Annotated in this window: 14 protein-coding genes; 5 read left to right on the forward strand and 9 right to left on the reverse strand. The window is 44.3% G+C overall.

All coding sequences use genetic code 11. The features are described 5' to 3' along the window. Positions 1-5: 5 nt before the first annotated feature. From folE to NHH16_RS06035, 3 genes are read right to left on the reverse strand one after another with little or no spacing between them, the layout of a single operon-like run. Positions 6-563 (reverse strand): GTP cyclohydrolase I FolE, encoded by a 558-nt coding sequence (folE, locus tag NHH16_RS06025; RefSeq protein ID WP_262068690.1) that lies wholly within the window; start codon positions 561-563, stop codon positions 6-8. A gap of 3 nt (positions 564-566) precedes the next feature. Continuing rightward, positions 567-1,859, reverse strand: a complete 1,293-nt coding sequence (locus NHH16_RS06030; RefSeq protein ID WP_262068691.1) for a bifunctional folylpolyglutamate synthase/dihydrofolate synthase — start codon at positions 1,857-1,859, stop codon at positions 567-569. A 4-nt stretch (positions 1,860-1,863) separates the two neighbouring features. Next, complete coding sequence (locus tag NHH16_RS06035; protein ID WP_262068692.1) at positions 1,864-2,940, reverse strand: endonuclease/exonuclease/phosphatase family protein; 1,077 nt, start codon at positions 2,938-2,940, stop codon at positions 1,864-1,866. Positions 2,941-3,067: 127 nt separating this feature from the next. Here NHH16_RS06035 and NHH16_RS06040 point away from each other — a divergent pair, with 127 nt between their 5' ends. The 5 genes from NHH16_RS06040 to NHH16_RS06060 all read left to right on the forward strand — a co-directional run bounded on the left by NHH16_RS06040 (position 3,068) and on the right by NHH16_RS06060 (position 6,835). Further along, the gene (locus NHH16_RS06040; RefSeq protein ID WP_262068693.1) at positions 3,068-3,994 is read left to right on the forward strand and encodes a CPBP family intramembrane glutamic endopeptidase; all 927 of its coding nucleotides are present in this window, start codon (positions 3,068-3,070) and stop codon (positions 3,992-3,994) included. Between the two features lie 12 nt (positions 3,995-4,006). Beyond that, positions 4,007-4,699, forward strand: coding sequence for a Pr6Pr family membrane protein (locus NHH16_RS06045; RefSeq protein ID WP_262068694.1), 693 nt, complete (start codon positions 4,007-4,009; stop codon positions 4,697-4,699). Between the two features lie 81 nt (positions 4,700-4,780). After that, the gene (locus NHH16_RS06050; RefSeq protein ID WP_262068695.1) at positions 4,781-5,470 is read left to right on the forward strand and encodes a hypothetical protein; all 690 of its coding nucleotides are present in this window, start codon (positions 4,781-4,783) and stop codon (positions 5,468-5,470) included. Continuing rightward, on the forward strand, positions 5,463-6,005 hold the full coding sequence (locus NHH16_RS06055; protein WP_262068696.1) for a YqeG family HAD IIIA-type phosphatase: 543 nt from the start codon (positions 5,463-5,465) through the stop codon (positions 6,003-6,005). The genes NHH16_RS06050 and NHH16_RS06055 overlap by 8 nt, the downstream gene beginning before the upstream one ends. Then, positions 6,005-6,835, forward strand: a complete 831-nt coding sequence (locus NHH16_RS06060) for a VanW family protein (protein ID WP_262068697.1) — start codon at positions 6,005-6,007, stop codon at positions 6,833-6,835. Before NHH16_RS06055 ends, NHH16_RS06060 begins: the two co-directional genes overlap by 1 nt. Before the next feature lie 66 nt (positions 6,836-6,901). Here the strand turns inward: NHH16_RS06060 and NHH16_RS06065 are convergent, their stop codons facing one another. The 6 genes from NHH16_RS06065 to NHH16_RS06090 form a co-directional block, all read right to left on the reverse strand. Continuing rightward, positions 6,902-8,374 (reverse strand): ABC transporter permease subunit, encoded by a 1,473-nt coding sequence (locus NHH16_RS06065; RefSeq protein ID WP_262068698.1) that lies wholly within the window; start codon positions 8,372-8,374, stop codon positions 6,902-6,904. After that, positions 8,371-9,453 carry an ABC transporter permease subunit gene (locus NHH16_RS06070; protein ID WP_262068699.1) on the reverse strand — a complete coding sequence of 361 codons (1,083 nt, stop codon included), beginning with the start codon at positions 9,451-9,453 and terminating at the stop codon, positions 8,371-8,373. Before NHH16_RS06070 ends, NHH16_RS06065 begins: the two co-directional genes overlap by 4 nt. 3 nt (positions 9,454-9,456) lie before the next feature. Further along, entirely contained in the window at positions 9,457-11,028 is a 1,572-nt protein-coding gene (locus NHH16_RS06075; protein ID WP_275982115.1) for a sugar ABC transporter ATP-binding protein, read from the reverse strand. A 147-nt stretch (positions 11,029-11,175) separates the two neighbouring features. After that, a complete protein-coding gene (locus tag NHH16_RS06080) occupies positions 11,176-12,345 on the reverse strand; it encodes a DUF3798 domain-containing protein (RefSeq protein ID WP_262068701.1) in 1,170 nt (389 codons plus the stop codon). A 126-nt stretch (positions 12,346-12,471) separates the two neighbouring features. Continuing rightward, positions 12,472-13,905 (reverse strand): DEAD/DEAH box helicase, encoded by a 1,434-nt coding sequence (locus NHH16_RS06085; RefSeq protein WP_262068702.1) that lies wholly within the window; start codon positions 13,903-13,905, stop codon positions 12,472-12,474. Then, a complete protein-coding gene (locus NHH16_RS06090) occupies positions 13,905-14,675 on the reverse strand; it encodes an acyl-CoA dehydratase activase (RefSeq protein WP_262068703.1) in 771 nt (256 codons plus the stop codon). Before NHH16_RS06090 ends, NHH16_RS06085 begins: the two co-directional genes overlap by 1 nt. Between the last annotated feature and the right edge of the window lie 8 nt (positions 14,676-14,683).

Here is a 14,683-nt window from a genome sequence, read left to right on the forward strand (position 1 = left end):
TATCTTCATGATTTTACCATGGTGAAAAACATCTCTAGTTGCTGGTTATCCTGAACAAACTCGCCTCTTCTAGCGATGGTTACCGTCTGGGATCCCGGTTTCTTGACCCCACGCATGGTCATACAGAGATGCTCTGCCGTAATCATTACCACCGCCCCTTTTGGTGCTAAGTACTCCATCAGCGCATCGGCAATCTGGCCGGTCATCTGTTCTTGAATCTGGGGACGTCTAGCAAAGACCTCTACCGTTCGCGCCAATTTGCTAAGGCCCACCACCTTGCCGTCGGGAATATAAGCAATGTGTACCTTGCCATAAAAAGGCATAAAATGGTGTTCACACATGGAATAGAAAACAATATCCTTCTCTACCACCATCTCCGTACCTTCACTTTTAAAGGTCTTCGATAAGTACTTCTCCGGGGTTTTGTCCATCCCCGAAAAAAGCTCCTCGTACATCTTGGCAATACGCTTTGGTGTCTCTACCAAGCCTTCCCGGTTACAATCTTCGCCCATTCCCTCTAACATCAGGGTTGTGGCTGCCTCTATCTTCTCTCGATTTATCATAATTTATACTTCTTTCTTCTGCTCTTCCACTAAAGTCGTCAACTCTCCCAAATAAGACAGAGAACCAAACGCCACAATCACGTCGTTCTCTCTGGCTTCGCTAAGGGCGCTGGCTAAAGCGGCTGCCACACTGGGTGCAGTTTTCACCTGGTCTGTATACTCCCTTACCGTTTGCGCTAGCGCTTCTGCTGGGAAGCCCCGATCACCTGGGGGTGTCACCGTAATAATACTCTCTGCTAGGGAGTAGGTAGCGGCGATTATCTCTCGGTAATCCTTATCCTTTAGTACTCCCATTATATAAATAATCCGTTTGTTTGTAAAATAAAACTTAAGGGACGCCGCTAGCTCTTTGGCCGCTGCCTGGTTATGGGCGCCGTCGATAATCACTAAGGGATTATGGGCAATTGCGCTAAAGCGGCCTGGCCAAGCTGTCCGTACTAACCCTTCTCTAAGCGCCTCATCACTCACCTTAATCCCTTGCTCCCTTAAGACGAGGATGCTTCTAAGAGCCGTGGCGCCATTGGTGATTTGGTACGCTCCGCCTAGCTGAATCTCTAGCTCCTGATAGCCCCCGTAGCTAAAGCGTTGGACGCTAGGGCCATAGGTAATCGCCGTCATCTCTTCCTCATCCACAAAGGTAAGAAACGCTCCTTTTTCTTTGGCCACACGTTCTAGTACCTTTCTTGCCTCAGGTTCCTGAGGCCCGCAGACAACAGGGCAGCCCTCTTTAATAATGCCGGCCTTCTTTTCACTGATGGCCGTTAACGTCTGACCGAGAAAGTCCGTGTGGTCCCTACTAATCGGCGTAATCACCGAAAGTAACGGCCTGCTAATCACATTGGTGGCATCTAAGTCGCCGCCGAGACCCGTTTCGATAACGGCAAAGTCACAGTGCTCTTCCTTAAAATAGAGAAAAGCTATCGCCGTCTCTACCTCAAAGATCGTCGGTAGGGGTAACCCTTTTTGCTCTAGTCTTAGAAAAGCTGCTTGAACCTGAATGATTAAGGGGAGCAAGCGCTCCTGGCTAATCTGAACGCCGTCTATCTGAAAACGCTCCCGGTACGAAAAAACGGTGGGGGAAACGTACCGCCCCACCTGATATCCTGTTGTTGTTAAAATGGTGCTGATAAAAGCTAAGGTCGAGCCCTTGCCATTGGTACCAGCAATATGAATGCAGGGCGTATCCGCCTCTGGGTTTTCCAGCTCAAAAAGCAAGCTTTTGATACTTGAAAGCCCAAGGACGCTCCCTGATTTGGCAATCCCTTCAAGAAATGCCATTCCTTCTTGGTAATTCATGTTCTTAATCCTCTATTAGTTTTACAGTTAAGCGAACGGGGCTGTGATCGGCATGCATAAAACCGTAGTCAAGGGTCGCAAGCTCTAACACCTCCACCTCATCGGAAACGATGAAGCCGTCGATAACCGCTTTTTGTGTCATCTTAGTAAGGGGCGTATCGTTTAGTCTACTGGTCGGTTTATCTCCGTCCATTAAGAGACGAAAGCCCTCAGGAATACTGGCTTCATCAAACATCCCTGGAGTCCACTTATCTTCATCGATCGTCGGGTATTTTTCTAGCCAGGCAGGTGTTGTCTGGTTGAAATCACCACCGGCAATGACGTAATTCCCTAGTCCTCGTTCTTCTTCTAAACGCTTCATCAAAATCTCGGTTTGGGCCGCTTTCCCTTCCCCGCTATCATAAGCCTCTAGATGAAGGTTAAGCACCACTAGCTCTTTATCACTTCCAGCAATCGGCAGGCGTGTCTCTAATAAACAGCGCTTTAAATTCGCCATGCGCACCGGCCACTTAAAAGGCACAGGCAGGGCAATCCGCGTAGCTTCTGTTACCTTTTTATCCGTAAGGGTAACCAGACCACTTTTTACTTTCCCGATAGTCGGCAGGGGAAAAGGCACGTATTCACAATTGAAATTGTACGCAAAATAAGAATTGTACGCTAGCGCTTCTTGAAGTTCTAAGCGCTGGTCGTGATGATAGGAACGCTTGGAATCAAGATCCACCTCTTGGAGCAGATAGATGTCGGCGGGATTCTCCTTTAACTCACTCATAATCCCTTCTATATTTTTTTGAACCACCCCTTCTTCGTCTGGACGCACCTTGCTACCGCCATCCATAAAGAAATCCTCTTCGGCACTAAGGCATCCATAACCAATATTGTAGGAAAGAAGGGTAAGGGAGCTTTCTAACTCCACTGCTGTTGGCGAAACCTCTTCCGAAACCAAGGCTGCTTCTCGGGCTTCCGGGCGATATTCCTTAACCGAAAGATAGCCTAAAAGACCAATCACTGCTAAAAGTAATACCCCCACTACAATTCCTATTCCTTTTGCTATTTTTTTAATATTTTTCTTCATGAGTTCCATTATACCTTCTCTTGCTCTTTTTTGAAATAGCGGTTTGACGACAGACACGTAATTCAGTATGATAAGAGTAACTATTCAGGACAGTGGTCTGTCCTGAAATATCAACAAACGAAACGAGGACTTTCAGATGAAAAAAAGAGCCTTTAGCACCATCGGCATTGCCCTTTTAGTGGCCACTTTAGCTTTGCAGGGTTTTGCGGGAACGGTAACCGCTATCATCGCCTTTATCACTACCCTTAATAGCAGCGGTGGTGATGTGATGAATGCCACCTTAGAAATAACCATGAAACTAAATACCCTGCTCTCTGTTTTAGGTGAGTGTATTGCTCTTTTAATCTTTCGCGTAATGACTAAGGGTGTCATTGGCGTGACTGCACCAAAGAAAAAAATGTCCACTAGAAGTCTCTATCTGCTAGGTGTTGCTTGCTACGGAACCTCCATTCTTCTAGCTACCTTCGGCGGCGCCTTAAACCAATTTCTCCAAAAACTATTGAAAGGCTCTGAAGCAGTAGGCGAGACAACTCAGATTGTAAGTACCATGCTTGACAAAACTCCGCTTTTTCTAACCATCCTAACTGTAGGCATTCTCGGGCCCGTAATCGAAGAATTACTTTTTCGTAAAGCCTTAATTGACAAACTTAGACCCTTTGGCTATACCACGTCTATTCTTCTAAGCGGACTCCTATTTGGTGCGTTTCATATGAATTTTGAGCAATTTTTTTATGCGGCCTTTATCGGCGTCCTCTTAGGGGCTATTTATTATAAAACTGGAGATATCAAGTATTCCATTATCATTCATATCGTTTTTAATTCATTTAATATTTTCGTATCCCAAGCAGCAACACTTAATGAGACCGCCGTTACTATCATTCAAAATGTTTTCGTTTTAATCGGGCTCCTATTCTTTCTTATTATGGGGATTAAGTATCTCCGCCAGCGCCCGCAAGAAGAATCTGTTCCCGTAACCAAAAAAGAAATATTTATAAACGGCGGCATGCTCGCCTATCTGATCTGCTGTCTTCTCGGCATGATTGGTACGGGATTAATTTTATAAGGGGTTTTACACATGAAGATCAGACTGGCATTAGTCTATCGGGGAGTGGGTCTACTTTTAGCAACCTTGGCCCTTATTAGCAACATGATTGTTCCAAACTTAAAGTTCATACTTTCTAGATTTATGTATTATACGATTCAGAGCAATATTCTCGCTTTCGTATTATTTGCTTTGCTCTTTTTTCGCTCCGTCTACGAATTCGGCAAGAAAGAGCGCGTTGGTCGAACTGACTTCTTTACCGGTTTTCAGTTTATCTGTGTCATCAATCTCCTCCTAACCTTCTGTGTTTACTGGATGATCCTGCTTCCCGATAAATTTACCATGGGATATGGCTCTGTCACTCTTTCTTTCCGTAATCTCTCGGTTCACCTAATCGTGCCCCTTCTCTGTCTTATTGACTACTTTGCCTTTTCTAATCCTGGAAAGCTCAAGTACAAAAGTATCTGGGGCGCCCTTATCTATCCTACTTTCTACATCATCCTAGTAGCGATTATGGCCCGTAGCGGTTTCGTCTTCCGCTTGTCAAAAAAAGACGGCCAACCCGTTCGCTATCCTTACTCTTTTCTCGATTTCGATCGCTACGGTAAGAACGTCTTTCTCTCTATCGCTATCCTCGCCCTATTAATCCTCATCTTCGCCCACATCCTTTACGGGATCGACTATCGGCGCACAAAGCGTACAAACCACACAAAACAAACTAATTGACCACTCTATTCCCTTCATGATAAAATATCTTGCAACTGTTTATAAGCAAAGGAATAACATACCTTGGAGGGATTTACCCGTATGAACGAGCACACTCAATTGATTGTCATGCTAACACATCATGATCAGACCGTAAAAAACGCCTACGAAATTTTCGACAACTGCAAAGATTCTAAAGCAAAATTTTGGGGGTTTAAAGATTCAGGAATACCGCTTGACGAAATGAAAGCTTTATATGCCTACATGAAAGCCTGCGGTAAAACTACCGTTCTTGAAGTAGTTGAATATACGGAGGCGGAAGGGTTAGCAGGTGCGCAGATGGCGCTAGATTGTGGTGTTGACATCCTAATGGGCACTATTTTCTCCGATTCTATTCATAAATTCTGTCAAGAAAACAACCTGAAATATATGCCTTTTGTCGGCACTGTCACGGAACGCCCGTCCGTTCTAAATGGCTCTGCTAAAGAGATGATTGCCGAGGCCAACTGTTATCTAGAAAAAGGAGTCTATGGCATTGATCTTCTAGGCTATCGCCATACCGGTGACGCTTCTGCCATTATAAAAGAATTCGTCACCACCGTAAATGCCCCTGTCTGTGTGGCTGGCGATGTAAATAGCTATCAAAGAATAGATGAGGTAAAGGACTTTGGCGCAGCGGCTTTTACCATTGGCAGTGCCTTCTTTGAAAACAAATTTGAAGGTTCTTTCAAAGAACAAGTCAATAAAGTCTGTCAATACATAAATTGTCTTGAAGGAGTGTCTCATGTTTAAAGTTCTTTATCCTTACGAATATGCTGATAGTGTCTTCGCGATTGATTATCACGCCCTATTGTCTAAAGGCTATAAAGGGATCATCTTCGATATTGACAACACCCTCGCACACCACGGTGAAGATCCCACCGAAGAAGTGGATAATCTTTTTGTCGAGCTTCATAACCTAGGCTTAAAAACCTTGCTATTATCCAATAATTGCAAAGAGCGAATCCTAAGCTTTATGCGTAATATTGATACTTTATACATCGATGAAGCAGACAAACCCAATGTCGCTAGCTACTATAAAGCTCTCGATATACTGGGACTAAGTAAAGATGAGGTGGTCTTTGTCGGCGACCAAGTCTTCACAGATATCTACGGTGCTAATAAGTGCGGAATCCCCAGTATTCTTGTCAAATATATGCGTTATGATTCCGAAACGAAAATCGGAATTAGAAGAAGGCTTGAAAAGGTTATTCTTTGGTTTTATGGCTTTAGCAGACGTTACCAACATCGACTGGGGTCTATCTGTAAAAAGGAGGCAAGTAACTAATGTTCTGGAACAAAGATTTACTTTTTTGCGATATAAATCCTACTTGCTACGCTATTTCTGTACAGAAAGAAATTTGTAAGCGGCACCTCCAAGACTTAATGAGCCACGATAAGATTGCCAAAGAAAAACAAAACGAAGTCTTGCCAAATCTTATCTCTAGCCATCAATCAAATATGATTAAAAGAGCACCTGGTGTAGAGTTGCTCTCGCAGACGAATAAAGCTTTTAATATTAATTTGGCCAGTGAAAAAATCAATGGCATTGTTATTCACCCAGGTGAAGTCTTCTCCTTTTGGAAGACAGTTGGTAAGGCTAGCAAGCGAAAAGGATATAAAGAGGGCCGAATTATGCACCGTAATAATCTAGTTACAGGCATTGGCGGTGGTCTCTGCAATCTCGGTAACACCATTCACCTTTTGCTCCTTCATAGTCCTTTAGATGTTACCGAATTCCACAACCATTCAGACGCTCTTGCTCCTGACGAAGGGGAACGCATCCCCTTTAGTGCCGGCACCTCCGTCAGCTACAATAGTCAAGACTACCGCTTCAAAAACAATACCACCCAGGACATTCAACTCCGGCTGTGGTGTGAAGGCGAAATGCTCTTGGCCGAATTAAGAAGTGACACGGAATTCCCTTGGACGTACCGCATCGTCGAGGAAGACCACCACTTCACAAAAGAAGGAACGAAGTACTACCGGGTCTCCAAAATCTTTAAAGAGACCCTCGATCGACAAACTGGAAATATCCTAGCTAAAGATTTGGTCTGGGACAACCATTCCGAAGTAATGTACGACTACGATTTGATTCCCCGCGAACTTATCCACTAAAAAACCCGCCAGAAAACTGGCGGGTTTTTTCATTTTCTCTTTTCTATCCTACACAAGGTGCGATGCTTACGATTTCGCTTCTGCTGCCTCAGCTTTCGCTGCCGCCTCTTTTCCTTTCATTAACTTAGACCAAGCATGCATGGCCAAAGAAAGAGCAATAACACCGTAAGCGACAAAGACTCGGAAGTATTCACCAATCATGGCATTGCCAAGTAATTGCTTACCAGCTACTGGTGAGAGGATGAATAGGGTATGGAATAGTACTACACCTAAGACCGCTTGCTTGGCATTCGCCTGCTGTACCGAGGCGCCACCTACTAACAAAGCGGCAATGGCATACAGTCCCACCTGTTGGTGCGAACCGTAGGTCGCCACGGTCCCGATATTCTGTAGTGAAATCAATTGGCCATAACTTGCGAGGACGGTAGACATAATCATTGCAATAATTCTGACCCTGTCCACATTAATACCTGCCGAGTTGGCCACTGCTCGGTTCTGTCCGACCGTACGCATTTCCTGACCCAATTTTGTATTTAAGAACCAAGAGGTAAAAATCACCAAGCCCGCAATACACACATAAGTCATTACCGGTAGCTTAACTACCGAGAAGGCGCTAAATAGCGGGGGAATATACGTTGCTCCGTAAGCGAGAGCTGCAATTACGATCCCCATAATTTCTTTTTTCGGTAAACCTGCTTTTTTATCAATCGCCTTCATCTTAATGATTTTTATTACACTGACAATTACTGCCACTAAAGCTCCTAGCTCAATCGCATTTAGAAGCAATAGTCTGTTGGTTCCTAGAAAACGCCCTACCACAGGGATGAAGGACAACGCATAAACAGCCGCCACTGGCACAAAAAACTTTAAAATTCTGCCAATCCCTAAGGGTTGCTTTTTAAGCAAACGATATAAGAGAATAAGTGCCGAAGCGACTAACCCACCCCAGAATAATACATCCAAGATGTTTATCATCGGTATATTATCAAGAGCATATTTAAGCCCTGCCTTATCTCCTAGCTTCATGGTATTCTTAACGCCCACGCCCGTAGAAATCATCAAGGTCTTATTGGCAATAGGAATAATACCACCAAGTACAAATAGGAAAAGCAACTGATACAGACCATCGGAAAAATAGCCTGCTACTAATCCACCAATCATCTCGGTGCCCTTCATGCTGTTAAAGAGACGACCGATTAAATAGCCAAAGAAGATCGCTAGAGGGGTGCAAATCACCACACATAGCAACAGTCCTGGCAATCCTTTGACGCCCATTAATAAGACAAGAAAAATAGCAATCTGCGCGGAAGCCGCTCCGATGACAATCCCGAAGTTAAGCCCTAGACCCGCTACCACAGGAATCAAAAGACTTAATACCATAAAGGTATTACGACCGATTCTCGTAAACAGCTCAGGCAATAAGAAATTAAGCGTCGTGCCAGAGGCAAAATAGGCCCCGATACACAATACTATAAATAAAATCGTAACATTGTTATCTCTAAGGAGACTTCGCACATTTAACTTTTTCTTCGTATTCATCGTGTCCCCCCCTTTGATTTACTTAGTGCATACAGAATGATTCCGTTGGAAATAATGATTCTCAAGATTTCCGACAACTGTCCTTCCGGCAATAGCATGTTCGCTACCGGCAAAGCTACTGCTAGGATACCTTGGAATAAAAAGGTACCAATTAGCACGTTGATGATGGACGCGCGATTAATGGAAGCGCCACCGATTAAGACGGAGGCGACACAGGAGAATCCCATCATCTGTGTGGCGTTATAGAGCTGCAAGAAACCAAAACTCTGCGCATACATGACAATTCCGATACCACCAAGAGCAGTAGATAGTGTGGTTCCTAAGATTCTCATCTTATCTACATTGATTCCGGCTGCCTTTGCATACACCGGATTTGCGCCTGCTGCTGACATCATGATTCCATTACGACTTCTAAGAAATAGCCACACACAGAAACACGCTAAGAAGAAGATTAATAGCAGTCCTGTAGGGATGTAAATACCACCGATTTTGAATCCAAGAAAGTTATTAAATACTTCTTTATAATCTGCTTCAAGACTGATGGTATTACGTAGACCATCACCTGCTAGGGGCCAAATAGAGGTTTTGCTTCTAAAAGGAAGAACTAGCCAAAGAATATTAAACAAGGCGACCACCGAAAAGCCAACGTAGGTAGAAACCGTCATCTCACTTCCTTTTACCCTGTTAAGAAGCATGCCGTAAAGAATGCCGAACACACTGGCAAAAATTAAGGCCAAAAGCAGCGCTACAAAGATCCCCATAAAAGCATCTAAAGTCGCATTGTGACTAAAGTTCTCAAAAAATCCTTTGTCACGCAATTCGATGGAAATCAACGCTCCTAGTAGACCTCCGGAAATACCGATGGTAACACCGAAGTTTGGACCAATACCACACTGGATACCAGGAACCATGGCGAGTACGAGAATGCCATACATTCCCCAGCGCCTGATAACGTCACCTAAAAGAGCGGGGACGTTCATGTTCAATACCCCTGCCGTTATAATCAAGACAAAGAAAAAGACTAAAATAATGATTCGCGGAAGCCCAAACTTGTCAATTGCTTTTTTTACTTGTGCCATGACTTAAGCCCCCCCTTCTGTCCGAACAGCACTCATCGCTAAACCAAAGTCAGCATCTGGTGCATCTGGACTAAGAATTTTTGATAATCTACCGTCCGAAATAATGGCGATGCGATCGCAAATGCTACGTAACTCTACAAGTTCACTAGAAACCATAATAATAGTGAGTCCTTGCTCCTTACGAAGCTTCACCAAATGTTCCATAATTAATTTTTTCGCACCGATGTCAATTCCCCTTGTCGGCTCCGAAACGATTAACAGCTTAGGATTTAAGGTGAGAGCCCCTGCTAGGCACACTTTCTGCTGATTCCCACCAGAGAGACTGCCCACTTTCTGAAGGCTTCCAGTACAACGAATATCAAAGAGATTAATCATCTCCTGGGCATGACTGCGTACCCGCCTGCCATCTTTTAGCTTCATAAACGCATAATTCTTTAAAAATTCTTTTTTTACCGTCATCGTATTGAATACAATATTGTCCTCAATCGATTCATCTAATAAAAGGCCAACACCTCGGCGGTCTTCTGAAACGAAGGCCACTTCTTTATGCAAGGCGTCACCAAGTTTTCCAAAATTAATCTGACTGCCAAAAATAGTAACGGTTCCCGTCGCTGGAAATAGTCCCATAATGCCGTTCGGTATTCCGATTTTACCTTGACCTGCTAGACCACCGATACCAAAAATTTCTCCTTGGCGAATATCTAGGTCAACGCCCTTTACTTTCTCACCTGGCATATCCACGCGAAAATCACGAATCTCTACCGCCACCGGGGCACTCTCTAGCCCTTCTGGCTTCTCGTCATCGTCCACTAATTTTTCGATCTTACGACCTACCATCAACTGGGCAATCTCTACTACATCCGTATCCTTAATCGCCTTCGTTTCGACCCATTCTCCATCTCGAAGAATCGTCATGGTATCCGCAACTTCCATAATTTCGTCCAGACGATGGGTAATAAAAATTATGGCAATCCCTTTTGCCGCAATCAGCTTCATTACACTTAACAGTCGCTGGGCTTCGCTTTCTGTAAGCACAGCCGTCGGCTCATCAAACACCAAAAGCTTGATATTCTTCTTATCAATCTCTCTGGCTATTTCCACAAATTGCATGTAACCCACGGGTAAGCCTGCCACTTTAACATGCCGATCAATATCCATACCAATGGCATCTAGGGCTTCTTGAGCTTCCCCTTCCATTTTTTCCCAGTCTAGGCGCTCTAGGCTTTTCCCAAAAACCTTGCTGGCTAGCCCAGGCTTCGTCAGCTCGCGACCGACTTTGATGTTCTCTGTTACCGTAAATCCTGGGATTAGCATAAATTCCTGGTGAACCATGCCAATTCCCGCCTTCATCGCATCATTTGGCGATGTAAAGTTAACCTCTTGGCCATCAATTGTGACCTTCCCATCATAGCCCCCAGTGCTATGAATCACCGACATCCCGAATAAAATATTCATGAGGGTGGATTTTCCAGCGCCATTCTCCCCGATTAGGGCATAAATTTCGCCTGGTTTCACGTTCAGTGAAACGTTCTTAAGGACAGCAGTTTCTCCATATTTCTTAGAGATGTTTTCCATTTGAAGTACATATTTGTCTTCCACTGCTTTCCCCCTTTCCTTTGCTTATACTGTTAGTTGCAAATGTTTATTCTATACTTACAAGTTGAAGCGGACGTCCTCGCCCGCTCCAACCTATAGACCTTATTTGATTTTTATCACTTGAATTTAGAAGTTATAGAAATCACAAAGAATCATGTAGAAGTTATCAATTTCACCTTCATCGTCTGCATAAAGAGATAATGTCTCCTGAGCATTGTATTTCTTCGCAATCTTAGAAATTGAAGCGCGCATTTCGGCATCATCAAAGCTTCCATCCGTCTTACCTTCACAGAATTTCTGTGCGTAGTCAACACCAGCTTCCACCATCAGCATGTTAACTGGTAATGGCCATGTACTCATGCGTCCTGTATTTCCAGCTTCTTCAACCTTCGTTGTGATTTGATCAAGCATGTATTCTACGTCGCCTTCATGACCAGCGGTCTCGATATTAAGCGCTGCTGGATATGCATGATATGGACTTGGACAACATTGTTGTGGGAAAATAGCTCCCATTTCCGCAATTGTTCTAATCAGTGGCTCTTGCATAGAACAGTTGGTTGAGAAGAACGCCGTATCTTTACCGTATTCTTCGATTTTACGAGGAACGTCTTCTAGGATAAACTGCTGAGCACCTGACGTACCAGCATCCCCTGTCGGGTCTGGAGCCGTTGCTTCTACGTAAGTAATCCCTTCTTTTTCACAGTTTTCTTTGAAAAGAGCGGTACGGGCAGCAATTGTCTCGTAACCTAAGTGACGTGGGAATGAGTAATGTACAAAAGTGGTTGCACCCATTTCTTTTGCTTGCTCGATAACCGTAGTTCCCATACCAATCTCATCTACTAACATAACTACGTCAGCAGCGGCAGCAATCTCACGAGGAGCTTCAGCTGCAACACCACATACAAAAAGCATGTCCGGGCGAGTCTCTCTAGTCTTCTCGATAGCTGCGATTGCTCCTGGTACAGATTGTACGAAGACAATAGCCTTTACCTTCTCGTCAGAAGCCAAGTTTACAACTTGAGCAATCGTCGTCTCAACTTCATCGTTAAATTTATCTGGATAGGTTGCTGTAACAATTCTATCCTTTCCAAATTCTTCGATCATTTGCTGAGCTGCTTGGAATTCTTCTTCTCCCTGTGACACGGTACCAGTAATAATACCAATCTTGTAGTCATCAGTCACTTCCACTTGTTGCTCTTCGCCGTCATCTTCTGTCTCCGCTGGTGCAGCACTACGACACCCCCACAGACCTAAAGTTAACGTCAGCACACAGAATAACGCAATTAACTTTTTCATAAAACAAAAATCCTCCCATTTCTATATTATTTATAGTTCCGCTTACAATTATATCAAACCCCTGATAACTTAGCAACAAAATAAATCAATGAAAATACGTCAAGAAAGCCAGAGAAATCACCCTCCTTAGCGGCTGATTTTTCTGACTTTTCCTTTTATCGTTTTATTCTGGAGTGCGGCAAATACCAACCCGCCCTTATCATTTAAGATTTCCACTTGGCTTTTACTGTCCCGAATATCAATAATTCCAATATCTTCCATACTCACTCCGGGAATACTACAAATAGCTCCCACTAAGTCACCTGCTCTCATCTTTGACCGGCGGCCACCTCCTATACTTAAGCGGGTGATCCCCCTATTTAGAGCCTCGTGTTTCCCGGTCGTCGGGGTGGGTCGCTTTCGCTGCTCCTGCCAGAACGCCTTTTCTTGTTCTTTAGTGGGCTTCGGACGCTCTTCAAGCAACAGTGTTTTCTGCATATACCCTTCGACCATCGCCAGCATCTGGCGATCCTCCTGACCGATAAGGCTAATGGCCTTTCCTCTTTTCCCATTTCTACCCGTGCGGCCAATACGGTGCACGTAGGTTTCCCTACCCGTAGGGAAATCATAGTTGATTACATGGCTCATACCTTCAAGATCAATCCCCCTCGCCGCCACATCAGTAGCAATTAGGTAACGAAAAGCCCCTCGCTTAAAAGCAGCCATATTTTTAAGTCTTTCTCTCTGTTCCATCTCTCCATGAATTAGGCCGCAGAAGATTCGCTTCCGCCGCATTTTTTGAAATAATACATTGACCATTTCTCGAGTCCCGCAAAAAATAATACAGTTTTTAGGCTTTTCAGTAATTAAAATATCTAGAAGTGCGAAAAATTTGTCCTCTTCGCTTACTAAGTAGCCAACTTCTTCTAGCAGCCTTTCCTCATCTTCTGTTACCTCCACTTGGATGGCCTCATCCATATGGTCCTCCATAAGTTCCTTAATCTCTGGCTGTAAGGTCGCCGAAAACAAAGAGATTTGGCACCCCTTAGGAATTCTGGCGATTATTTCTTTCACTTCGTCAAGAAATCCCATGTCTAGCATTAGATCTGCTTCGTCTATCACCAGATGACTCACTTGATTAAGCTTCAAGGATTCTCTTCTTAAGTGATCCATCACTCGTCCCGGCGTTCCCACTACCACGTGTGTCTTTTGACGCAAAGTCTGGATCTGCTTATCAATGGGAAAGCCACCAAAGACATCTGCTACCTTAATCCGTTTTTTTCGCCCAAGAGAAAACACCTCTTGCTGTACCTGAACCGTCAACTCTCTGGTCGGTTCTAAAATTAGCGCCTGAGGTAGATTTTCCTCCCAGCGTATTTTCTCACAGATGGGAATGGCAAAGGCAGCGGTCTTACCGCTGCCCGTCTGGGACTTTGCCACTATGTGTTTTCCATTTAAGAGGGGGAGCAACACTTCCTCTTGAATCTGGGTGGGTTGCTCGTACCCTAGTAGCGAAAGCGCTTCTAGCACCTCTTCCGATAAACCATATTGTTCAAATTTGTTTCTTTCTAACTTTGTCATTATATACCTAACCGTTTCTTTTCCTTCGCTAAAAGGGCTGCTCCTAGTGCTCCCGCGTAGCGACCTTTTTCGGTGGCTTGCACCTTATGTTCTAACTTAGCGCCTAAGCACTGTACAAAATATTCGTTATCGCTTAACCCGCCCGTTAATATCACTTTTTCTGGCAATTGGGCACTTCTGACTAGTTGCGATACTTTACCGGCGACCGAATCCACAATACCTGCCGCGATATCTTCTCGTTTCTTCCCATTACCGATATGATTAATGATCTCCGACTCGGCAAAAACCGTACAAAGAGAGCTAATTGGCAAGACCTCTCCTCCTTCAGCTAAGGCAAACAGCTCTTCGAAAGTAATGCCTAAACGATTCGCCATCACTTCTAAGAACTTTCCCGTGCCCGCGGAACACTTATCATTCATCACAAAATCTCCCACCACGCCATTTTCAATCACGATAAACTTCGTGTCTTGTCCGCCCACATCGATAATCGCACAATCCGCACCTGCTAGTTCAAAGCCACCCCGACCATGACATGTAATTTCGGTAATAATGGCATCGGCGTAATCTACCGCCACGCGTCCATATCCGGTGGCCACCACCTTTGCTTTGCCCTCTGCAAGCGAAATAGCTGCCCCTTGAAGACGCTTTTTGATAAGGCCAGCTGTCTCCTTACTATTCCAACCGGTGGGAAGGACAAACGCTTCCTCCTTCTCTCCTAAGACCACTACTTTTGAGGCCGTGGAACCGATATCAATCCCTACATAATACATTTTATTTT

Source organism: Ohessyouella blattaphilus (assembly GCF_024721265.1).
Lineage (GTDB): Bacteria > Bacillota > Clostridia > Lachnospirales > Lachnospiraceae > Aequitasia > Aequitasia blattaphilus_A.